The sequence below is a fragment of the Cobetia sp. MMG027 genome (genome assembly GCF_027947415.1).
GTDB classification, from domain to species: Bacteria; Pseudomonadota; Gammaproteobacteria; order Pseudomonadales; family Halomonadaceae; genus Cobetia; species Cobetia marina.
The window spans coordinates 28,411-49,978 of record NZ_JAQJIO010000004.1; the positions used below are offsets into that span (position 1 = coordinate 28,411).

The 21,568-nt window shown below is 61.5% G+C and carries 18 protein-coding genes; 5 read left to right on the forward strand and 13 right to left on the reverse strand.

The genetic code is table 11. From position 1 onward, the window contains the following. Nucleotides 1–5: 5 nt before the first annotated feature. From PJK54_RS05995 to PJK54_RS06015, 5 genes are all read right to left on the reverse strand, one after another. Nucleotides 6–1,205 carry an ABC transporter ATP-binding protein gene (locus PJK54_RS05995; protein ID WP_077375785.1) on the reverse strand — a complete coding sequence of 400 codons (1,200 nt, stop codon included), beginning with the start codon at nt 1,203–1,205 and terminating at the stop codon, nt 6–8. Further along, nucleotides 1,205–2,170: an ABC transporter permease gene (locus PJK54_RS06000; protein WP_271302457.1), complete on the reverse strand. Its 966-nt coding sequence runs from the start codon at nt 2,168–2,170 to the stop codon at nt 1,205–1,207. Before PJK54_RS06000 ends, PJK54_RS05995 begins: the two co-directional genes overlap by 1 nt. After that, entirely contained in the window at nt 2,154–3,002 is an 849-nt protein-coding gene (locus PJK54_RS06005) for an ABC transporter permease (protein WP_271302598.1), read from the reverse strand. Before PJK54_RS06005 ends, PJK54_RS06000 begins: the two co-directional genes overlap by 17 nt. Next, complete coding sequence (locus PJK54_RS06010; protein WP_084208519.1) at nt 3,002–3,826, reverse strand: alkaline phosphatase family protein; 825 nt, start codon at nt 3,824–3,826, stop codon at nt 3,002–3,004. Before PJK54_RS06010 ends, PJK54_RS06005 begins: the two co-directional genes overlap by 1 nt. Before the next feature lie 92 nt (nt 3,827–3,918). Next, nucleotides 3,919–5,007, reverse strand: a complete 1,089-nt coding sequence (locus PJK54_RS06015) for an ABC transporter substrate-binding protein (RefSeq protein WP_240704327.1) — start codon at nt 5,005–5,007, stop codon at nt 3,919–3,921. 567 nt (nt 5,008–5,574) lie between these two features. On the opposite strand from PJK54_RS06015, the gene PJK54_RS06020 reads away from it, so the two are divergent. Next, nucleotides 5,575–6,345 carry a UTRA domain-containing protein gene (locus tag PJK54_RS06020; protein WP_271302458.1) on the forward strand — a complete coding sequence of 257 codons (771 nt, stop codon included), beginning with the start codon at nt 5,575–5,577 and terminating at the stop codon, nt 6,343–6,345. A gap of 195 nt (nt 6,346–6,540) precedes the next feature. Here PJK54_RS06020 and PJK54_RS06025 read toward each other — a convergent pair whose 3' ends face one another. The 3 genes from PJK54_RS06025 to PJK54_RS17870 all read right to left on the reverse strand — a co-directional run bounded on the left by PJK54_RS06025 (nt 6,541) and on the right by PJK54_RS17870 (nt 9,402). Continuing rightward, nucleotides 6,541–7,893, reverse strand: coding sequence for an MFS transporter (locus tag PJK54_RS06025; RefSeq protein WP_271302459.1), 1,353 nt, complete (start codon nt 7,891–7,893; stop codon nt 6,541–6,543). A gap of 175 nt (nt 7,894–8,068) precedes the next feature. Beyond that, nucleotides 8,069–8,563 carry a LabA-like NYN domain-containing protein gene (locus PJK54_RS06030; RefSeq protein ID WP_271302460.1) on the reverse strand — a complete coding sequence of 165 codons (495 nt, stop codon included), beginning with the start codon at nt 8,561–8,563 and terminating at the stop codon, nt 8,069–8,071. Nucleotides 8,564–8,967: 404 nt separating this feature from the next. Then, complete coding sequence (locus tag PJK54_RS17870; RefSeq protein ID WP_271302461.1) at nt 8,968–9,402, reverse strand: hypothetical protein; 435 nt, start codon at nt 9,400–9,402, stop codon at nt 8,968–8,970. 18 nt (nt 9,403–9,420) lie between these two features. Here PJK54_RS17870 and PJK54_RS06040 point away from each other — a divergent pair, with 18 nt between their 5' ends. Then, on the forward strand, nt 9,421–10,491 hold the full coding sequence (locus PJK54_RS06040) for an NAD(P)-dependent alcohol dehydrogenase (RefSeq protein WP_077375804.1): 1,071 nt from the start codon (nt 9,421–9,423) through the stop codon (nt 10,489–10,491). Between the two features lie 150 nt (nt 10,492–10,641). After that, nucleotides 10,642–11,505, forward strand: a complete 864-nt coding sequence (locus PJK54_RS06045) for a PA4780 family RIO1-like protein kinase (RefSeq protein ID WP_084208521.1) — start codon at nt 10,642–10,644, stop codon at nt 11,503–11,505. Between the two features lie 107 nt (nt 11,506–11,612). On the opposite strand, the gene PJK54_RS06050 is transcribed toward PJK54_RS06045, so the two are convergent. The 3 genes from PJK54_RS06050 to PJK54_RS06060 all read right to left on the reverse strand — a co-directional run bounded on the left by PJK54_RS06050 (nt 11,613) and on the right by PJK54_RS06060 (nt 14,413). Continuing rightward, nucleotides 11,613–12,113 (reverse strand): DUF1456 family protein, encoded by a 501-nt coding sequence (locus PJK54_RS06050; RefSeq protein ID WP_077377281.1) that lies wholly within the window; start codon nt 12,111–12,113, stop codon nt 11,613–11,615. Between the two features lie 169 nt (nt 12,114–12,282). Further along, on the reverse strand, nt 12,283–13,389 hold the full coding sequence (locus PJK54_RS06055; protein WP_271302462.1) for an endonuclease/exonuclease/phosphatase family protein: 1,107 nt from the start codon (nt 13,387–13,389) through the stop codon (nt 12,283–12,285). A gap of 94 nt (nt 13,390–13,483) precedes the next feature. Continuing rightward, complete coding sequence (locus PJK54_RS06060) at nt 13,484–14,413, reverse strand: DMT family transporter (RefSeq protein WP_271302463.1); 930 nt, start codon at nt 14,411–14,413, stop codon at nt 13,484–13,486. A 362-nt stretch (nt 14,414–14,775) separates the two neighbouring features. Between PJK54_RS06060 and PJK54_RS06065 the strand changes: the two genes are divergently transcribed. Continuing rightward, nucleotides 14,776–15,615, forward strand: a complete 840-nt coding sequence (locus tag PJK54_RS06065; protein WP_240704330.1) for a cation diffusion facilitator family transporter — start codon at nt 14,776–14,778, stop codon at nt 15,613–15,615. Nucleotides 15,616–15,802: 187 nt separating this feature from the next. Here PJK54_RS06065 and PJK54_RS06070 read toward each other — a convergent pair whose 3' ends face one another. Next, nucleotides 15,803–17,185 carry an NAD-dependent succinate-semialdehyde dehydrogenase gene (locus PJK54_RS06070; RefSeq protein WP_271302464.1) on the reverse strand — a complete coding sequence of 461 codons (1,383 nt, stop codon included), beginning with the start codon at nt 17,183–17,185 and terminating at the stop codon, nt 15,803–15,805. Between the two features lie 345 nt (nt 17,186–17,530). Here PJK54_RS06070 and PJK54_RS06075 point away from each other — a divergent pair, with 345 nt between their 5' ends. After that, nucleotides 17,531–17,971: an arsenate reductase/protein-tyrosine-phosphatase family protein gene (locus PJK54_RS06075; RefSeq protein WP_271302465.1), complete on the forward strand. Its 441-nt coding sequence runs from the start codon at nt 17,531–17,533 to the stop codon at nt 17,969–17,971. 184 nt (nt 17,972–18,155) lie between these two features. Here the strand turns inward: PJK54_RS06075 and PJK54_RS06080 are convergent, their stop codons facing one another. Then, the gene (locus tag PJK54_RS06080) at nt 18,156–21,332 is read right to left on the reverse strand and encodes an EAL domain-containing protein (RefSeq protein ID WP_271302466.1); all 3,177 of its coding nucleotides are present in this window, start codon (nt 21,330–21,332) and stop codon (nt 18,156–18,158) included. Nucleotides 21,333–21,568: the final 236 nt, after the last annotated feature.

A 21,568-nucleotide genomic window follows, 5' to 3' on the forward strand; every position in this document is an offset into this window, starting at 1 on the left:
GCATTTCACCCATTCGCCACCCGTGACCTGTCGCCAGTGTCGTGCGTGCCCAGCGCCTGGATTTCGTCGAGATCGGCATGCACCTGCACGCGCAGATGGTCGGGCAGCAGCTGGCGGGCACTGCGGTTGAGCACATCGACGTTGAGACGCAGTCCCTGACAATCCACCTCGTAGCGCACGATGTTGCCCAACAATTGATGGCGCAGGATGACGCCGGGCAGCGCTGGCCCCACATTGGCCGGCAATGGCTGGAGCGGGAAGTCGAGGCCAGCCTCCAGGTGCCCGGGGAGGAGGGGGCGTGTCATCTTATCCGGCTGCAGATAGAGCGCCTCCGGCCGCAATGCGACCTGCGGGCTATCGCACAGATAGCCGAGCAGGGGGCGGGCAAGCTCGCTGCCGATCAGATTGTAATGGCCCATGAAGCCTGCGGCCGTGGCGTCTACCGGTCGGGTGTAGAGCGATGCTGCGTTGCCCTGCTGGAGAATGCTGCCCTGATGCATCAGGAAGATGCGATCCGAGAGCAGCAAGGCCTCTTCCTGATCGTGGGTGACGAACAGGGTGGTGAGGCCGAGACTCTTCTGGATGTCGCGAATCTGATCGCGCAGATGACGGCGGATGCGCGCATCCAGCGCCGAGAGCGGCTCATCGAGCAGCAGGATCTGGGGCTCGACCACCAGCGCGCGCGCCAGTGCCACGCGTTGTCGCTGGCCACCGGACAGCTGATGTGGATAGCGCTGTGCCTGGTCGGTCAGCTCCACCAGTCGCAGCACTTCCGTGACGCGGCGCTCGCGCTCCTCGGGGCGCACCTTCTTCATGCGCAGGCCGAAGGCGACGTTGTCCGCCACGCGCATGTTGGGGAACAGCGCATAGTGCTGGAAGACCATGCCGATGCCGCGCCGCTGGGGCGGCAGACGGGTGATGTCGTGACCATCGACGATGATCTCGCCGCTGTCCACGTCGTTGAGCCCGGCAATGGCGCGCAGCAGGGTGGATTTTCCGCAGCCAGAGGGCCCGAGCAGGGTGATGAACTCGCCACGGGCGATCTCGGCATCGATGTCGGAGAACACGCGCGTCTTGCCGAAACGCTTGGCCAGGCCCTTGAGCGTCAGGTACTGCTGGTCGGCGGCCTGTTCACGCAACGCGCTGGTCAGCAGGCCATCGCTGTCGTGGCGAGAGTGGGTCTGCGGGATATCGGTGGCAAGCATCAGCGGTGCCCTCGTGAATCGGTACGGGAATGGGGGGCGGCAGGGCCAGCTTTCGCGGGCGTGGCGGGCAGACCTCCCGTCATGGCGGTGGCCAGCGCCTCCTCGGGGTCATCTTCCGGCATCGCCTGCTCGGCGGGCTGGCGGTTGCCCAGCCAGGTGAGAATCAGGGTGAACACGAACAGCGTGATGACCAGCGCACTGGTGAAGTGGCCGCTGGCCCCGCGAATGTTGTTCAGGTAGACCTGCAGCGTCTCGAAACGGGTGCCGACCAGCATGTTGGCGAACACGAATTCACCGGCCAGAAACGAGAAGGCCAGGAAGACGGCGATCTGGATGCCGACCCGGATATTGGGCAGGACCACCTGGAAGAAGGCCTGCAGCGGGCTGGCGCCCAGCAACTGGGCGGCTTCCATCAGCGATGCCACATCCAGCGCTCGCAGGCTGTTGGCCAGCGCTCGGTACATGAAGGGCAGCACGATGGTGAAATAGGTGGGAATCAGGATCCAGGGCGTGCCGATGATCGGCAGTGGGCCGCCGGCATACAGCTGCAGCAGACCGACCGAGGACACGATGGGTGGCACGGCGAAGGGCAGCAGGATCAGGCCATTCATCCAGCCATCCAGGCGCGGATAGCGGGTATGGGCCAGGAAGACCACCGGCACGATCAACAGCAGTGACAGGATCAGGGCGCCGACGGCGACCAGCAGGGAGCGCCCGAATGCGGCGAGAAAGCGGGGGGTCGTCCACAGCTCCAGAAACCACTTCACCGTCAGGCCATCGGGCGTGAGGCTGGCGCCCCAGCGGGTGGCAAGGGCGTAGAACAGCGTGGCCACCAGCGGCAGTGCCAGCAGCGTGAAGACGCTGCCCACCACCACGCTGTAGGGATTGAGCCCGCGCAGACGCGCCATCAGGCTGGGCAGCAACGGCTTGCCATGGCGATACGGCAGTTCAGCGGGAAGTGACATGGTAGCTCCTGCGCATGAGCCACTGCTGGATCAGCGTGACGATGACGAGAATGACCACCAGTACCATCGCCAGTGCGCTGGCCAGTTCCGGCTGCAGGAAGAGGTCGCCGGAGACCAGATTGGCGATGCGGATGGTCATCAGGTTGTAGCTGGTGTTCACCAGCGCATAGACGGTGGCATAGGCGCCCATGGCATTGGCGAACAGTACGGTGAGCGTGCCAGCCAGCGACGGCCAGAGCACGGGCAGGCCGATGTGCTGCCAGTAGGCCAGACGGTTGGCGCCGAGCAGGCTGGCGGCTTCGCGCCACTCGCCCTTGAGCGTGCTGAAGGCCGGGTAGAGCAGCAGGATGCCCAGCGGGATCTGGAACCAGGTGTAGATGACGATCAGGCCGGTGCGTGAATAGAGATTGAAGTCATCGATGATGCCCAGGCGCTCCAGCATCAAGGTCAGCATGCCGTTGGCCCCCATCAGGATGATGAAGGCGAAAGCCAGCGGCACGCCGGCGAAGTTGCTGGTCATGTTGGTGAAGGCGATCATCGCGCGCGTCAGGCCCGGCCCGCAGCGGTGCATGCTGTGACAGGTCATGGCGGCGATCGCCAGTCCCAGCACGCTGGACATCAGCGAGATCTCGAGACTGCGGCCGATGGCCTGGCGGAAGAAGGGGGAGGTGGCGATTTCCTGAAAATTGGCCAGCCCCCAGCCTGCGGGGGTCTTGAAGGCGCTGATCATCACCCAGATCAGCGGGGCGATCTGGAAGGCGAAGAAAAGGATGGCGAAGGGCAGCAGCCACATCGCGGGACTGGTCAGCACTCGCCTGAGGAATGTCGGCATCACGCGTCCCCTCCAGGGCCTGCCAGCAGGGATGTGTTGCTGGCCTTGTCGTGCTCCAGTCCCAGCACGCTTGCCAGGGTGCCGCAGAGCTCGCGCTGGCGAAGGTTGCGGGCGGGGCTGCGGGCGAAGGCGCTGCCGAAGGTCCAGAGCGGCACACGGCGCTCTTCTTCGAGAAGGCCGGAATGTGAGCGGTCGGCGTTCATGCCGTGATCGGCGGTGACCATCACCTGATAGCCGGCCTCGAGCCAGCAGGGTAGGTAGTCGGCCAAGGCGACATCGGCATGACGCGCCGCATTGCGATATTGCGCGGACTCACCGCCGTGGCGATGGCCGGCGTCATCGATGTTCATGCTGTGCACCAGCAGGAAGTCCGGGTCGTGACGCAGTCTCAGCATCTCGGCATCGCTGAAGACGTGGTCGTCCGGGTAGTGATCCTGCCAGTAGAAGATGCCCGCCTGGATGGCGGATTCGGGATTGTCGAGCAACCGGTGTCTGGCCGGCACGAAGGGGGCGGCGACGTAGAGTTCGCTGACCCAGTGATAGGCGGCTGCCGCGGTGCGTCGGCCCTGCTGACTGGCGAGATCGAACAGGCTCACGCCACGCGAGCGTCGCACGATGCCATTGTTGACGATGCCGGAGTCGACGGGCAGATCACCGGTCAACAGGCACTCATAGAGAGGTCGCGACATCGCTGGCAGTTCGCACTCCAGCGACTGGTACTGCCCGCGACCGGCCTCGACCAGGGCGCTCAGATAGCCCATGGCATGCCGGCCCACGGCATGGTTGAGGCCATCGAGCACGACAAGAATGACACGCTGGGACATGAAGACTCCGTGAAGCTCAAGACGGCACCGTGTGGACGGTGCCGTCTGTCAGGATGGTGCGCGCTCTATCCGCTCTGGACAGAGGCCGGGGGTCACTGCTGGTGGATCAGTACCTGGGACTGCCACTGACGCGGCAGCTGTCGGGCACTGGCTTCCCAGCCGGCGAAGTCCTGTACCGGGCGGGCATTGGCGTACTGCTCGTTGGGCAGCAGCTTGGCGGCGATGTCTTCCGGCAGGGTCAGGTGCTCGGCACGGATCGGGCGGGCGTAACCTGCCGCCAGGTTCAGCTGGCCGGCATCTGACAGGATGTACTCACGTGCCAGCTTGGCGGCGTTCGGGTGAGCGGCATGCTTGTTGATGATGGTGGCGTAGCCCGAGGTGACGGAGGCATCCGAGGGGATGACCACCTCGAAGGTGTCGCGGTTGATCTGATCGCGATAGTTGAGCGCGTTGAAGTCCCACAGCAGTGCGACCTCCACCTCGCCCTTCTCCAGGTTGGCGATGCTCGGCTCGGCCAGTGACAGGCGTCCCTGGCGGGCCAGTTCGGCGAACACTTCCAGACCCGGCGTCAGGTCTGACTCGCTGCCGCCATTGGCGAAGGCTGCGGCCAGGATGGCGTTGTTGGCCTGGGACGCCTTGCCGACCGCGCCGACGGAGACCTTGTAATCGCCATTGGCGAGATCCGCGAAGGAAGCGGGGCGCTGATCTTCACTGACGAGTGTCTTGTTGATCATCAGGGAGATGGTGCCGGTGTAGCCCAGCATCCATTCGCCATCTTCATCCTTGGCCCAGTCGGGAATCTCGTCCCAGGTGGTCGGCTTGTAGGCTTGAGTCACGCCCTGCTTGACCGCGATGGGGCCGAAGGCGAAGCCCACGTCACCGATATCTGCCGTGGCGTTCTCGCCTTCGGCCTTGAACTTGGCGACTTCCTCGGCGGAGCTCATGTCGGTATCGCTGTGCGCGATGGAATACTTCGACTCGAGGTCTGCCCAGGTGTCCTTCCAGTTGGCCCAGCTGTCCGGCATGCCGACGCTGTCGACGCGGCCTTCTGCCTGGGCGGCCTTGAGCAGTGCGTCCGGCACTTCAGCGGCACTGACTGAGGCGCTGCTCAGCAGGGTGGCCATGAGGGCCGAGACCATCAGGCCGGCGGTACGGGGCGAGGTAGCGGTGAACGACTTCAATGACAATCCTCCCAGACGGGGTAATTAACGGATGCGAGAGTGCATTCCTGGCCAGCGAGTCGCCGAGGCGAGCAGGCAGGCGAGATGGGGTCTAAGCTGGTTCTTGTCCTGCGTAGTCTTCCTCGAGATCTGCCACCTCAATTTCTGTGGTCTAGTTCAGTCTCGGGGCTGACATGACTTTACGCAGCGGTTGTGACAGTCGCGTGTCGTCACTATGTCAGTGTCGTGGCAATGAGCCATCAGCCATCAGCCATCAGCGGTACATGTTTTGACGCAACGCTGCGTGGTGCCGGCTGATTTTCTGACAATTCCCTGCATGAGAGCGTGTCCCGATGATAGGCATCCGCCTCGGATTCTCACGCGCATCACACAGGATGGCCTTGTGCTGTCACCGGATCGTCATGCCTGTGTCATGATGCTCGGCGAGCGTGGGCTGACTCGTCTGGCTACGTCTACACTAGACCACAGCGATCGCGATTCTCGGGCCTTGTCATGATGGACACCTTGGATGACATGCAAGTGACTCGCCAGAAATCGCTCTCTTTCGTTATCTTTCAGGAACTTCGCATGCCTTCATCATCGATCGAGCCCACAGGTGACGACGCAACTTCCCTGACGTGCACGGCGGATTTGCCCGTCACCGGGCTCAAGGGCAGGCTGCTGAACCATCTTGAAGCAGCGCCGCTGCATGCCTCGCAGCGTCTGCCGTCCGAGCGTGAGATGATCGAGCGGTTCGGCACCACACGGGTCACCTTGCGAGATGCCTTGCTGCAGCTGGAAGCGGAAGGGAGAATCTATCGCGAGAACCGCCGGGGCTGGTTCGTCTCGCCGCCGCGCCTCAGGTATGACCTGCTGGCATGTCTGCCTTTTCACGAGATGGTGCAGTCGCAGCAGCGGGTCGCTTCCACCGAGGTGCTGGCCGCTCAGGAAGTTCCCGCTGATGAGGTTATCGCCCAGCGTCTGGGAATTGCACGGGGCGCCGGGGTCTATCGCATCACGCGAGTGCGGCGCATCGATGGCCGGCGGGTGCTGCACGTCTGTCATCACCTGCGACGCGACTGCTTCCCCGGCATTCTCGATTTCGATCTCTCGGCGCATTCGCTGACCACGCTCTACCTTCACCAGTACGCCATTCGCATCCGGCGCGTGAGCTTCGAGTTGGCCTCCAGCGTGTTCGACGCCGAGACGGCCGTCGCCCTGAATGCGGCACCGGGTAGCCCGGCGCAGCGCATCACGCGGATCAACTTCGATCAGAATGGCCGTGCAGTGGACTGCGATGATGAACACTGGCGTCACGATGCCATCGAGTTGACGTTATCCGCCGCACCACAACGCTAGAGGGCAATCTTGCGACATACGCCACCAGTGTCCGGGACTTTCCTTCAACTCGACGAAAACGCCCGCAAGTCCTCCTCTGACGGGAAGGCTTGCGGGCGTTGTGGTAATGACCTCATCCAGTAGCGATCTGGGCGTGACATCAGTGGGTGCGTGGCAATCCTGCGAGGCTTGTGGGTTCAGTTGACAGCTTCCGGCTCATGCCGTCGGCAGAGGTGCAGATTTACTGGAAGCAGGGGGCTTCGACATGTCGGCAAGGGAAATGCCACTCGTCTCAGGCAGTCTGAGACCACCGATCAAGGCGACTCCAGCTATCGCGATCAAGTACCAGGCGGGTGCCAGATGGTTGCCGCTCAAGTCGATGAGCCAAGTGGCAACCAGCGGTGCGGTGCCGCCGAAGATCGTATAGGCCACGTTATAGCTGAGTGCCGAAGCGGTATAGCGCACACGAGTGGGAAACTGTTCCGAGAGCAGCGAGGCGGTGACCACGCCGCACAAGACTGCGCCGACTGCCATCAATGACGCACCGAGCATCGAGGCCCACAAGGTGCCGCTGGCAGCGAGTGAATACGCGGGGAAGACGGCAATGGCGAGGCTGGCGCAAGCGGTGATGATCGTATTGCGCCTACCGACCAGATCCGAGTAGTAGCCAGCCACAGGGCACAACAGAGCTGCCATCATGAGAGCACCGAGGCTGGCCAGAAGGGCGGTCTGGCGCGAGGCTCCTCCTGCCACCTGCATGTAGGTCGCGAAATAGGTGCTGAACATGTAGAACGACAGCGCGGTGGCAGAGATGAATGCCATCAAGCTGATGATGGTACTGCCGTGGATAGTCAGCGTTTCCATGAGCGGAGCGCTGGTGGCGTTGTGCTCTTGCTGGACCAAACGGAAGGCAGGTGAGTCATCCAGCTTGAGACGCATGTACAAGCCGATCAGGCCCAATGGCGCGGCGATCAGGAAGGGGACACGCCAGCCCCATTCCTGCATGGTCGCTTCCGATACCAGGCTGTTCAGGCCAAGCCCGAGCGCTGCGGCTGTCGCGAAGGCGCTGAAGGTCGAGACGGGGATGAAGCTTCCATACCATCCGCGCTTGTCATCGGGCGCGTGCTCCATCACGAAGGCGCACGCACCGGCATATTCACCGCCTGCCGAGAAACCTTGGGCACAGCGAGCCAGGGTCAACAATAGCGGTGCCAGCAAGCCGATACTCTGATAGGTCGGCAGCAGGCCGATCAAGGCGGTGGCGCTTGCCATCATGATGATGGTGATGGCCAGCACATTCTTGCGACCGATGCGATCCCCCAGAGTGCCGAAGAAGATGCCGCCTAGTGGGCGCAGTGCAAAGGAGACGGCAAAGACGGCAAAGGTCTGGATCAGGGCGAGGGTTGGATCGCCTTGCGGGAAGAAATGTTGCGAGATGATCACTGCCATGAAGCCGTAGATGGCAAAGTCGAACCATTCGATGAAATTGCCGATGGTAGAAGCAGCAAGGACACGCCGGAGCGTGGCAGGTGATACCGCACTGCTGTCAGACATGTTGTTGTTATTCATCAGAGGACTCCGCGAAGGTTAGGCCCACCGTAAGGCCTTCTCGAAGAGGGCATCGTCTGGCGTGGGGCCTGGATCCTTCATCCTGCGCAACTCAATTTCTCTCGAGCGTGTTGAATGCGACATCATTAATGTTTGATGCGACAGAAGGTCATCTTCTGGCAGTTGACGCGAGATTTCAGCGCATCAGCAGCGTGTCATCTATCTCGCGGAAGTGATCAGCGCTGCGCATCAGGGCGAGGGCAGTGAGTGCCTCGACGCCGTAGACACGCGTCGTGACGGCATGGCGCGCTGCGACATGCTCTAGCAGCAGGGCGAAGTCACCATCGCCGGAGGCGAGAATGATCTCGTCGACGTCGGGGGCGGCTTCCATCACATCGATCGTGATGCCGACATCCCAGTCACCCTTGGCCGAGCCATCTCCTCGCTGGATGAAGGGTTTGAGCTTGATCTCGAACCCTATCTCACGCAGGCGTTGCTGGAATTGCTGCTGCTTGGGGTCGCCACGGTCAATCGCATAGGCGTAGGCATGCGTGATGCTGCCTAGGGATTCCAGCTCGGCCCACAGTCGGCGGTAATCGAATTGCCGGCCAAAGGTGTCGCGGGTGGTGTAATAGATATTCTGGACATCGATGAAGACGGCGAGGCGCGTGGGCGAGTCGGATGTCAGCAAGGACGATTGGATTGCGGGCGTGGGAGAGTTCGACATTGGCTGTCACAGGGACCGGAAGGCTGAATGATGTGCCTGAAACAGAGCAGGCAGGTACTGGAGGCGCGTGCGGCGTGGGAGTCGTTCAGGTGTCGCGGGATGACTCAGGCATTGCGCCTGGCTCCGACGATGAGTGCTTGTGCTGCTGACACCATGCAATGAGAGCGGATCTGTCTTTCTCTGACCTGTCTACCCTGACCTGTCTGGCGCTATCGGTTGAAAGCAGAGCTGTTGAAAGCAGAGCTGTTCCAGGCAGCGCCATCTCGAGAGGAGGGCAGAGACCGGCCGCTGCCAATCATGGCGAGCAGCGGCTGGCGATCTTCTGACAGCTTGCCACGATCAGGCCGAGTCTGGGCCTGATGGAAGCATCAGTTGCCGGCAGCGGGATTGGAGGGCTTGGTCGGCTTGTGGCCGATGATCTGACCGCTGACGCCGGATTCAATCACTTCAACCTTGCCGCCACGATCGAGGAAGGCTTGCATCTGGGCTTCCAGCGAGGCGGATGTTTCAACAGCAGCGGGTGCTTTCTTCTTGGCAGCAGTACGAGTGTTGGCCATGCGGGACTCCGTTCCGAGACGTGAGGGGTGGAAGGGCATGATAACACGACTGCGTTTTTCCTGCTTGATCGCGTCAGAAGTAATTAAGAAGTGGTGATTTCGCTGCGTGATATGTTCGTGATGTCGTGAGACGACAGCGGCGCTGTTGCGATCACACCAACACAGAGATGCCAGCAGACAGGGAGTCAGGGCGTTGAAAAGTGATCCAGGCGGCGACATCTCCTTCTTCACGTTGATACTTTTCATGATGCAAGGAGAGCTGGCATGGCGAACACCTTTGACGGCAACACCCGAAGCTACGCACTCAAGTCTGATTCCGCCGATCTGGCGCCATGGAATTTCGAGCGTCGTCAGCCGCGCCCGGATGATGTAGCCATCGAGATCCTGTATTGCGGTGTGTGTCATTCGGACCTGCACGTCGGTCGCAATGACTGGGGCTTCACCCAGTATCCCATCGTGCCGGGTCACGAGATCGTCGGGCGAGTCACCCAGGTCGGCGATGATGTCAGCCAGTACAAGGTGGGTGACATGGTCGGTGTCGGCTGCATGGTAGATTCCTGCCGTGAGTGCAGCGCTTGTCACGAGGGGCTCGAGCAATACTGCCTCGAGGGCATGACCATGACCTACGGCAGCCCGGATCGCCACGATGGCAGCCTCACGCAAGGCGGCTATTCCGACAGGATCGTCGTCAGCGAGCGCTTCGTGGTGTCCATCCCTGACAAGCTGGACCCGGCGGTGGCCGCGCCGCTGCTGTGTGCCGGTGTCACGACCTATTCTCCGCTGCGCCACTACGGCGTGAAGTCCGGCGACAAGGTCGGCGTGATCGGCATGGGTGGCCTGGGCCACATGGGGATCAAGTTCGCCAAGGCGATGGGCTGTGAAGTCACCCTGTTCACGCGCAGTGAAGCCAAGGTAGCGGAAGCGCGCGAGAATGGCGTCGATCACGTCATCGTGTCGAGCGACGATGAGCAGATGGCCGCCGCGACCGAAACCTTCGATTTCCTGCTCGATACGGTACCGGTGCCGCACGATCTCAACCCCTACCTCAATACCCTGAAGTACGACGGTACCCATATTCTCGTCGGGCTGGTACAGGAGGTGGACCCCGCACTGCAGGGCGGCAATCTGGTCATGAAGCGTCGCGTGCTGGCGGGCTCGCTGATCGGCGGCATGCCGGAGACCCAGGAAGTGCTCGATTACTGTGCCGAGCATGACATCACCTGCGATATTGAGATGATCGACATCCAGAATATCAACGAGGCGTGGGAGCGCATGCAGCAGGGCAAGGTGAAATACCGCTTTGTCATCGACATGCAGAGCTTGAAGAACGCCTGACACCTGTCGTCATACCATGCCAGGTCTGGTGTGGTGGCATGAAAAAAGCCCCCGGTATCCTTCTGGATGCCGGGGGCTTTCGCGTCTGTCATGTCACAAAATTGTGATGGGGTGATTCCCGATCGAGGCGAAAACGCGTATAAGAACGCGATGAAAACGCCAAAGAGAATCCAGCCGCTCATAGATGACGGACTGGTCGATGAAGTGCTTCGCCCCTTGATGAGTGGCAAGGAAGCCTCGGTCTACGTGGTGCGCTGCGGAGAAGAGATTCGCTGCGCCAAGGTCTACAAGGATGCTGCCCAGCGCAGCTTCAAGCAGGCCGTGCTCTACCAGGAAGGCCGCAAGGTACGCAACAGCCGTCGTCAGCGGGCGATGGAGAAGGGCTCCGGTTTCGGACGCGATCAGCAGGAAGCCGCCTGGCAGAACGCCGAGGTGGATGCCCTCTATCGTCTGGCCGATGCCGGTGTGCGCGTGCCTCAGCCATACGGCTGCTTTGACGGTGTGCTGCTGATGGAGCTGGTCACCGACGACGATGGCAATGTGGCACCGCGCCTCAATGATGTCTCGATGTCGGCGGAGCAGGCGCGTGAAGACCACGCCTTGATGATGCATTATATCGTTCGCATGTTGCATGCCGGCCTGGTGCACGGGGATCTGTCCGAGTTCAATGTGCTGGTCGATGACTACGGCCCGGTGATCATCGATCTTCCGCAGGCGGTGGACGCAGCGGCCAACAACAATGCCAAGAGCATGCTGGCGCGCGATGTCGCCAACATCACTGCCTACTACGCGATGTTCGCTCCGGAACTTGCCCAGACTCGCTACGCTGATGAGATATGGGCATTGTTCGAGGCCGGTGACATGGACCCGGATGTCGAGCTGACGGGTCTCTTCGAGGATGACCCCGAGGCACCGGACGTGGATGCGCTGCTCGAGAACATCATGGCCGCCATGGAAGAGGAGCAGGAACGCAAGGCGCGTCTGAAGAGTGCCGAAGACGGCGATGATGATTAGATGCTGAACGGGTGGGCGCCGGACATCAGGCCCGGTGATGATGCCTTGAGACACGACAACGCCGCTTCACGACGAAGCGGCGTTGTCGTGTCTGGCTGGCGGAGGCTTCAGGCGGGGTCGACGGCGTGCTGCTCGGTCTCCGGGTCGTGGCGACGGTGACGCAGCTCGATGCCCTTGAGCAGATTGCGCAGGATCTGGTCCTTGCATTCGCGGTAGTGGCGATGGTCCGGCTTGCGGAAGAAGGCGGACAGTTCCGACTTGGTGATCATCTCGAAACCGGCCAGCGCCAGCAGATCCAGCATGTCATCGTCCTTGAGCTCGAAGGCGATCTTGAGCTTGCGCAGGATCAGATTGTTGTCGAGACGCTTTTCCGGTGCGGGCTGAGCACCCTCGCGCTTGCCCCGGCGCACGTTGATCAGGCCATTGAGGAAGCTGGCCAGATCGATGTCCTTGATGCGCTGCTGGGCATCGTCGTCATCGCGCTTGAGCCAGTCACTGACCTGGGCGCGGGTGACTTCGTGGTCGGCGGCGGCGAAGGTGTTGATCATGTCGCTGTCGGAGAGATTGAGTGCGTAGCGCAGGCGACGGATGATGTCGTTGTTGGTCACGGGCGTGGGTCCGGTCTTTGAGGATGTCTTGAAGTTGCGTGGCGCGCCATGCATGGCGTCAATGGCGCGCAGCATACCAGATCAGGGTGGGGTGCCGCTCCATCCCGGCGCTTCCCGGCCGGGGGGGGCAGACAGGGCGGCAGGCAGAGCCGCGAGCCGACTTCGGTGATCAACGCCCGGGCGTCGGGACATCCTGATGACTGACGTCTTCCTCTTCTGCGGTCTCGCGTGCTTCGGCGTGATCCTCCGCGTCAGGCTCGGGCCTTTCATCGGCGTGATTCGTCTTCTGGTTCGGGGTCAGTGCCAGCTCCGTCAGCAGCGGGAAATGATCGGAGCCGAAGGCTTCCATGCGAGCCACGCGCACCACGCTGAAATGCCGGCTATGGAAGAGGTGGTCCAACGGCCAGCGCAGCAAGGGAATGCTGGCATGGAAGGTATTGAACATGCCACGGCCGACGCGTGGGTCCAGCAGGCCGGACAGTTTGCGGAACAGGCGTGTGGTGCGAGACCAGGCCACGTCGTTGAGATCTCCCGTCACGATGATGGGCTGCTCGCTCTCGGCCACGCTCTTGGCCACGATGACAAGCTCCGCGTCTCGTTCACTGGACTCCTCGTTTTCGGTCGGGCTGGGCGGTGCGGGATGCAGGAAATGAGCGCGTATGCGATCGCCGCTCTTGAGCTCCAGATGGGCATGCATCGAGGGCACGTCATCTTCAACCAGGTAGTCGATGCAGGCGTCGTGCAGGGGCAGACGAGAATAGACATGCATACCGTAGAGGTTGTCCAGCGGGCACTTGAGCGTATGCCGGTAGCCATGCTCCGGCTCATCTCCCTCCAGGACATCTAGGCGGCTTTCCCACCAGCCATCGGACTCCAGGGTGACGAGAACGTCGGGTTGCTCGCGCCTGACGATCGCCAGCAGGGCGTCACTGTCGTGGTTGCTGGTCAGCACGTTGGCGGTCAACAGACGCACATGACGTGCGGGGTCACTGTGCTGCGCGACGCCCGATTCACAGCGGGCGAGCCGGGTGTAGGGAATGATCCATTGCGCCTGGTAGATGAGCCCTGCCAGTGCGATGAAAGCCAGCGTCAGTCGCAGCCCTGTCGCGAGCTCGCCAACGAGAAGGTCGGCCACCAGCAGGGCCGCCCAGAGTACCGCCAGCTGCAGGCGGGGAAAGTCCATGATGCGGACGGACCAATGCCGCAGGCGCGTGAGTGGCAGCAGGGTGAAGGCTGCCATCAGCAGCGTGAGTACGCCGAGTAGCGTGGGGGTCATGGGGGCTCCGGTGACAGGAATGGGGCGGGAAATCAAACGCTCAAGCGTCAGACATGGTGGCGACATGCCTGACACTCAAGTCAGGACGCTTTACTCACGAGGCAACCCGTCGCTGACGCCAGAGACGCGCGATCCATTGCCAGCGATTGATCAGCAGGGCCATGAAGATCAGTCCGCAGCCTGTCATCTGGATCAGGGTCATGCGCTCTCCGAACCAGGCCGCCGACATCAGGGCTGCCCAGACCGCTTCGAGCATCAGGATGACCGAGGCATGGCTGGGCGTAGTCAGGCTCTGTGCGTAAATCTGCAGGAAGAAACGCAGGGTGCTGGCGATCAGAGTGCTGGCCAGAAACCAGCTCAGGATGTCGAGACTGATACCGGCCGGCCAGCTTTCGCTGATGGCCGACAGCACCAGGCAGGTGACGCCGGTGGTCATCAGCTGGATGGCAGTCAGCGGCAGGGCCGGGATATTGCGCACCAGACGTGAATTGAAGTTGAACACCAGGGCGAACAGGCAGGCAGCCCCGAAGATGAGCCATTGTGCCGGTTCAATATGAAAGCTTTCCGTAGCGCCGGGTTGTCCCATGCCCAACAGCGCGAAACCGAGCAGGGCGGTGGGCAGGGCGATCCAGGTGCTCATCGGCGGCCTGTCCTTGAACAGCAGGCGGGCGAGCACCGGTACCATCAGAATCCCGAAACTGTTGATGAACGCGATCACGCCGAGCTGCTCGGACAGTGCCACCCCCAATGACCAGCAGGCCATGGCACCGCCAAACAGGATGCCGACTCCACTGGCGCGCAGCTTGCGAGTAGTGGAGAGCTGTCTCAGCGAGCGAGCGTCGAAGATCGCCAGGATGAGGCCTGCCAGCAGGAAGCGGCTGCCGATGAACAGTAGCGGGGGCATCCCGGCCATGGCTTCCTTGGAGAAGATCCAGCCTGCGGCGGCGATGATGGTGACCAGCAGAAGCAACAGATCGGCCTTGAAAGGCGAGCGGGAAGGCGTCGTCTCGGTAGTGGTGCTCATGGGGTGGCGTCGGTTCCTTTGGGCATGGGAATGTCTGATCTCTATCCTAACAAGCTGATACAGGCGGTGCTGTCATATATCGGAACTTGCAAATTCAACAATGGAGCTTGAATTCCGTGGCAGGATAAGCCTAATGCAGAGGAAATCGATAGCGTTGCAGCGATTGATCTCGCGGCTTTTCACGAATGCAGGAATGGTGGTCAGGAGGCTGGATGGCGACATCGTCGCAGGACACGACATCGAAAGATCATGGGCATGAATCCGGACACGTACATGCGCATGGTCATTCACACGGTCATTCACATGGTCATGGACATCATGACCATGCACCTGAAGTGACTGCTGACAGCGAAAGGCGGGTCATGCTGGCGATGTGGCTGACCGGCGGGTTCATGCTGGCGGAAGTCGTCGGTGGACTGGTGGCGGGCTCTCTGGCCTTGCTGGCGGACGCCGGCCATATGCTCAGTGATACCGTGTCGCTGGCATTGGCGTGGGGAGCGTTTCGCCTCGGACATCGCGCAGCGACCCGCAAGCTGACCTTCGGCTATGCGCGTTTTCAGGTGCTCGCCGCGTTCGTCAATGGCCTGACATTGCTGGTCATCGGGGTCGCGATCGTGATGGCTGCCCTCAAGCGCCTGTGGCTGCCGTCTGAGGTGCTGGCAGGGCCGATGCTGGCGATTGCCGTGCTCGGACTTGTCGTCAACATCGCGGCATTCTGGATATTGCACAAGGGAGATCAGGACAATCTCAATCTCCGCGGCGCCCTGCTGCATGTCATGGGCGACCTGCTGGGTTCCGTGGCGGCCATCATTGCCTCGCTGGTCATCATGACCACCGGCTGGAATCAGGCCGACCCGTTGCTGTCGATGCTCGCAGCGGTACTGATACTGCGCGGTGCCTGGTCGCTGGTGAAACGCTCGGCGCATACCTTGCTGGAAGGGACGCCGGAGCAACTTGACCACGAGGAAATCCAGGCGGGTCTACTGACACTGGAGGGAGTGGATGGTGTGCATGATCTCCATCTGTGGGGCCTGACGCCTCAATCCCCGGTTGCCAGCCTGCATGTGGTGGTGGCCGATACCGGCATTCCCGGCGAGGTGCTTGAGCGGGTCCAGGCCTATCTGCTCGATACCCATGCGATCTCGCACGTCACGGTGCAGCTGGAAGGCGAAGCCTGTCTGCAGGGCTGCGTGTCTCGTTGATGGAGACGGCTGACGGCACGCAGACAGGATAATTGATGCCGGCGCTCGTGCAGAGCCTGGGAGCCTTCTGACGCAAGACGCCCCGCTGAAAAGCGGGGCGTTGTTGATTGCAGCCCATGGGCTGCCTGACGTCGCGACATCGATGCCTCGAGAGCTCAGTGCTCAAGGACGTCGATGACGTGTCACCTCAGTGCTTGGCGACATAGACGGTGCGGATGTTCATGAAGGCACCGAAGCCATATTCGCTTTGCTCACGACCATAGCCGCTGCCTTTGACACCGCCGAAGGGCAGTTGGGCGAAGGGCGTGGTCGGGCGATTGACGAAGCTCATGCCGGCTTCCAGCTGACGCGAGACACGCTCGCCGCGCTCGTCGTCCTTGGCCACCACCGTGCTGCCCAGACCGTAGGGGCAGTCGTTGGCGAGCTCGATGGCATGTGCCTCGTTGTCCGCGACCACCACGGAAGCGACCGGGCCGAACAGCTCTTCATTGAAGGCTGGATTGCCCTGGGTGACGTTGGTCAGCACCGTCGGCGGATACCAGGCACCCTCGCGATCCGGAATTTCGCCACCGCATTCCAGCTTGGCGCCAGCCTTGATGGCACGCTGCACCTGATCATGCAGGTCATCGCGCAGGTCCTTGCGTGACATCGGACCGATATCGACCCCTTCGCTGAGCGGGTCATCCATGCGCATGTCCTTCACTTTCTCGATCAGACGTCTGGAGAAGTCCTCGGCGATTGACTTGTCGACGATCAAGCGCTTGGAGGCGGCACAGCTCTGGCCGGTATTGTCGAAGCGTCCGGCGATGGCGAGATCCACCGCGCGCTCGATGTCGGCGTCATCCAGCACGATCAACGGATCGATACCCCCCAGTTCCAGCACGCTGGGCTTCAGCGCCGCACCGGCCTGCTCGGCGACCTTGCGGCCTGCCTCTTCGCTGCCGGTGAGGGTCACGCCCTGCACGACAGGATCATTGATGATGTCTTCGATCATCTCCGAGCCCACCGGCAGCCAGGTGAAGACGCCATCTTCGAAACCGGCCTCGTGGAACAGCTGGGTGATCAGCTCAGCGCAACCCGGGACGTTGGAGGCATGCTTCATCAGGCAGACGTTGCCACCTGCCAGTGCCGGGGTCGCGAAGCGGATGACCTGATAGAGCGGATAGTTCCACGGCATCACGCCCAGCACTGCGCCGATGGGGTCCTTGACGATCTTCGCTCTGACGGCACCCTCGACGTCGCGCTGCTCGGTTTCCATCAACGTGGGCAGGTTGTCGGCGTAGAAACGCGCGATGCTGGAGGAGATCTGCGTCTCGCTGATGCCCTGCTGATACGGCTTGCCCATCTCATGGGCGATCAAGGTGGCAATGTCCTGCTGGCGCTGATCTATCAGGTCTGCCAGTGCGTGCAGACGTTTCGCACGTTCTTCCAGCGAGAGCTGACGATATTGCGGATAGGCATTGCGCATCTGTTCCAGTTTCTGCTGAACCTCGTCCTTGCTCAGCGTGGCGTATTCATTGAGAACCTTGTCATTGGCCGGATTGGTCGCGGTCAGTGTCTTGTTGCTCATCTTGCCTCCCTATTTGGGTGCTGGTTCAGCGAGTGGCCGAGCGGCAGATATCACATGAGCGACATCGACCTTGGATCAGCCACCTCATTGGCTACGCGACAAGAACTGGAGATGCCGTCGCTGACCTTCAAGAGCCGAGGTGATCGATCTGGCGTCATCTCAGTGTTGCCATTCGAGCACGCGCGTCCCCCTTGAAACGTCACAGGCTGCGTCCATCGAGCCTCGCAAGCCTGCCGCACGGGCTGCCGGCATGCGACAATGTCCCTCTGGTGTCCGGACGCGGGTAAGCATCTCCCCCCGGGCCATCGACATGAGTGCAAGCGTCACAAGGAAGAGGAAGTCAGCGTGTTCAACAATATTCTGGTGGTGTGTACCGGCAATATCTGTCGCAGTCCGGTCGGTGAGGCACTGCTGAAGCAAGCGTTGCCGGGCAAGACGGTTCACTCGGCGGGTGTGGGCGCATTGGTCGATCATCCTGTCGAACCCACGGCGGCTAGATTCGCTCTCGAGTCCGGTCTGGAGGTTGATGGGCATCGTGCGCGGCAGGTATCGGTCGAGATATTGACGGCGGCGGATCTGATTCTGGTCATGAGCGATGGTCATCGTCGTGCCATCAACCAGATGGCCCCGCAAGTCAGTGGCAAGACGATGATGTTCGGCCGCTGGCTGGCGGGGGGGCAGGGCGAAGAGATTCCGGATCCCTATCGCAAGAGTGAAGAGGCCTTCCGGCACGCGCACCAGAAACTCGTGGACGCTGCGGCGCTGTGGGTGAAGAAACTATCGTAACCAAGGTCTAGTTCTTGCTGATGTCTGAACAAGCATCTATACAACCCTGACGAAGAGACTGATTGCCATGCGGTCAGTCTCTTTTATAGGTTCGTCCAGACTCCGCCTTCATGAGAGAGGGGCCGTGTCGAGGGCTGCCACATGATATCGAAAGGACCACAGCGAGCGTGATCGTTAGCGTCGCTCAAGACGTGAGCTGCGTCCCCGGGCGGTTGTTGGCGATGCCTTGCGATGTCATCACACAAGCCTTGTGAGCCAGCGTCGAGTTTTCTGCCACCAGCGGGGAAGGCTTGCCGATGGCATAGCCCTGGACGTGGTCGACCCCGATGGACGTCACGCATGCCAGTACCTCCTCGCTGCCAACGAATTCCGCGATGGTCTGCATGCCCATTTCGCGGGCCACCTCGGCGATGGCGCGCGCGATGGCGTAGGAGACACGATTGGTGTCCATGTCACGAATGAAGGCACCATCGATCTTGAGATAATTCACCGGCAGGCTCTTGAGATACCCGAAGGACGATACGCCGCTGCCAAAATCATCCAGTGCGAAGTAGCACCCCAGCTCTCCCAGGGTATCGAAGAAGGTGCGAGCATCGCCCAGGCGAGTGATGGCCACGCTTTCCGTAATCTCGAAACACAGCTTGTGGCCGGGAATCCCGCTGTCACGTACCAGGCTGACCAGCATGTCGCGGAAATTGGGACTGCTGATGGAGTGGCCCGAGAGGTTGAGCGACACCCGTGTCAGGCTGGCCAGGTGGGCAGGTTGCGACTGCAGCCAGGCCAGATAATGCCGGATGACGTATTCATCGATGGTGGCAGCTAGCCCATAACGCTCTGCCGCGGGCAGGAAGGCCCCGGGGGCGATGATGCTGCCGTCACGCCCCAGCATGCGCACCAGCACTTCATAGTGCTGCTCATCAGGGGTGCCCGGCCTGGTGCGTGTGCTGGCGATGGGCTGGTGATAGAGCACGAGACGTTGCGCTTCCACCGCGGCGGTGATTTCGGCGACCCAGTGCATTTCCTCCATCCGCTGAGTGACTTCGTCTCCGCTCACGCTATGGCGATGCACGCGGTTGCGCCCAGCGTCCTTCGCTTCATAACAGGCGGCATCGGCAGCGCTGAGCAGATGATGCGGATCACTCTGGCCGTTGCTGATGCTGACCAGGCCGATACTGGCGCTGACGCTGAACAGCTTGTCGTCCCACATGAATCGGAAATTGGCCACGCTCTGGCGCAGTCGCTCCAGCAGCGGTTCCGCTTCGTCCAGTGTCATGCCGGGCATCAACAGACCGAATTCGTCGCCCCCGAGACGGGCCAGAAGATCCTGTGGGCGTAGATCATTGCCGATGACGTCAACCAGCTGGATCAACAGGGCATCGCCCGCGGAATGTCCGCAGGTATCATTGACGACCTTGAATTGATCAAGATCGATATAGGCCAGGCAATGTTGCGAGTGGTCCTCGCGCACTACGTCACAGAACTGCGTCAATCTGCGACGGAAGGCGGCGCGGTTCAGAAGCCCTGTCAGGCTGTCATGGTTGGCTTCATGGATCAGTCGCTGGGACATGGTGTGACTATGGGTCTTGTCGACCAGAGCGACCAGCGTATAGCCGTCCTGCACCGGGGTGGTATCGACGGAGGAGACGCTGACGTCGGCATGCACCGTGTTGCCCCGTGCATGAAGGAAGCGGCAGCGTTGGGTGAAGTGACTGATACCGCCCTCGATCAAGGCAAGGTGGCGTCGTTGCAGCGATGCCAGGTCTTCCGGCTCGATCAGTTCGCGGATATAGCAGCCCTCGAGCGTGGTGCTCGGGTAGCCGAGGATGTCCTCGAGTCGCTGGTTGACCCTCAACAACTGGCCCGCCTTGGACATGTGCGCCATCCCGACGGCGGAGTGCTCGAAGGTGGCGCGATAGCGACGCTCGCTGGCACGCAGTCGCTCCTGGGTCGCGTGACGCTCAAGCTCGGTGGCAAGCTGTGAGACGTGATCACAGGCCGAGCTCAGGAAGGCGAGCTCATCCTCCGCCCATTCGCGTGGACCGCCACACTCCGTGCAACAGATCACCCCGCGAATCTTGCCGGAGATGCGCACGGGGCTATCGAGAATTGCCTGGAGGTCCGTGCTGAAATAGCCATTGAACAACAGCCCACTGCTGGCCTGCTGGGTATCGCTGATCGCCAGGATGCGCTCGGATTTCAGGGCGGTGAAATACTCTCCCAGCTGGCTGTCACACAGCTCTCGGGGGTATGCCCGAGAGGTCGCATCGTGCGGGGCAGGCAGTTCACCGTCGTGTACATGACTCAGTGACAGCCGGGTTCCCTCGGGATTCATCTTCCAGAAGCTGACCTTGCGTACCTGCAGGGCATCCGCCACCTGCTGGCAGATCCATGGCATCAGATCTTCGAGCCGAGCGCCCTCGGCATGGTGGGCGTTGCCGAGTCGTATCAGCACGGCCTGCTGACGTTCGTAGCGACATAGCTTGTCGGCCTGTGCCACGGCGGCCATGTGCTGCTGATGGATGTCGAGCAGAGAGCCGATGAAACGATAGGGCGCGTCATCACGCACTTGGAACTGCGCACGCAACTTGAACCAGCGGTAGTCTCCCTGGCGGGTGCGGATGCGCAGTTCAATGCTGAACGGGGTTTCCTGCAGGCGCTGTATCGCGAGAAGCGCCTGGAACTCTTCGCGCATCTCGGGGGCGACTCTTTCATGCAGCGCCTCGAGTCGGCTGTCCAGGGTTCCGGCGCTGTAGCCCAGCTGCATTTCCAGGCGTGGTGATATCGTCAGGCGTTCATTGCCTAGCTGCCATTCGATGATGCCATCGGAAATGCTGCGCAGTATCCAGTTGGCGCGGGTATAGCTGTCGCGCAAGGCTGCACTGAGCTGGGCACTCTGCATGAGGCGCTTCAGCGCCTCGCTGATCATTCCAGCGAGCTGATCAAGCCGCGCCAAGGTGTCATCGTCGGGCAGCGACTGGCGTGGAGAGGTGTCGAACATGCTCATGCATCCGACCACAGCGCCAGTGGCATCATGCAGTGGCAGTCCGATATAGAAGCGTATGCCATCCCCCTTCACCGAACAGGTATCGCGCAGTTCAGCATGCTGATAGGCATCGCGCGTCACCAGAGGCCTTCCCTTGATGACGGCCAGACCACACAGGCTATCGTGCAGCGGAAGGGTATCGGGAATGCTGTCGTCCAGGCTTACCCAACGCTTGAGATGACGTGCGTTGCGCAAGCTGATCAAGGCGAGGGGAGTCCCGGCGAGATCTGCTGCCAGCTCCAGCAGCATGCGGGCCTGATGGTCCTCTTCGCGTCGAAGTGTCTCGACCCATTCCGAAGTGATGGAAGTATCAAGCATCAAGGATTCTGGCATCGCGTAGGCGTGTCCTTGCCGGAGAAGGTAGCGGTTCAGTCGAGTCAGAACACTACCATAAGCCAGCGTTGCCGCCACTGCCGGGCTTTCGACGTGCATCCAGGGCTGCGCCATGCAGCTCACGTCGAGCCCATGGCGGGTACGGCCCGGTATCACCGTGCCGTGATTGGGCATCTATGGCACAATTCGGCCTTTTACCGCACGTCAGATGAGTGCCTTGA

Excerpts from the sequence above, each read along its gene's own strand:
- PJK54_RS06060 (WP_271302463.1), bottom strand. The coding sequence starts at position 14,413 with ATGAGCACCACTACCGAGACGACGCCTTCCCGCTCGCCTTTCAAGGCC.
- PJK54_RS06055 (WP_271302462.1), bottom strand. The coding sequence starts at position 13,389 with ATGACCCCCACGCTACTCGGCGTACTCACGCTGCTGATGGCAGCCTTC.
- PJK54_RS06020 (WP_271302458.1), top strand. The coding sequence starts at position 5,575 with ATGCCTTCATCATCGATCGAGCCCACAGGTGACGACGCAACTTCCCTG.
- PJK54_RS06065 (WP_240704330.1), top strand. The coding sequence starts at position 14,776 with ATGCTGGCGATGTGGCTGACCGGCGGGTTCATGCTGGCGGAAGTCGTC.
- PJK54_RS06070 (WP_271302464.1), bottom strand. The coding sequence starts at position 17,185 with ATGAGCAACAAGACACTGACCGCGACCAATCCGGCCAATGACAAGGTT.
- PJK54_RS06005 (WP_271302598.1), bottom strand. The coding sequence starts at position 3,002 with ATGCCGACATTCCTCAGGCGAGTGCTGACCAGTCCCGCGATGTGGCTG.
- PJK54_RS06040 (WP_077375804.1), top strand. The coding sequence starts at position 9,421 with ATGGCGAACACCTTTGACGGCAACACCCGAAGCTACGCACTCAAGTCT.
- PJK54_RS06010 (WP_084208519.1), bottom strand. The coding sequence starts at position 3,826 with ATGTCCCAGCGTGTCATTCTTGTCGTGCTCGATGGCCTCAACCATGCC.
- PJK54_RS06025 (WP_271302459.1), bottom strand. The coding sequence starts at position 7,893 with ATGAATAACAACAACATGTCTGACAGCAGTGCGGTATCACCTGCCACG.
- PJK54_RS06080 (WP_271302466.1), bottom strand. The coding sequence starts at position 21,332 with ATGCTTGATACTTCCATCACTTCGGAATGGGTCGAGACACTTCGACGC.
- PJK54_RS06000 (WP_271302457.1), bottom strand. The coding sequence starts at position 2,170 with ATGTCACTTCCCGCTGAACTGCCGTATCGCCATGGCAAGCCGTTGCTG.
- PJK54_RS17870 (WP_271302461.1), bottom strand. The coding sequence starts at position 9,402 with ATGAAAAGTATCAACGTGAAGAAGGAGATGTCGCCGCCTGGATCACTT.
- PJK54_RS05995 (WP_077375785.1), bottom strand. The coding sequence starts at position 1,205 with ATGCTTGCCACCGATATCCCGCAGACCCACTCTCGCCACGACAGCGAT.
- PJK54_RS06045 (WP_084208521.1), top strand. The coding sequence starts at position 10,642 with ATGAAAACGCCAAAGAGAATCCAGCCGCTCATAGATGACGGACTGGTC.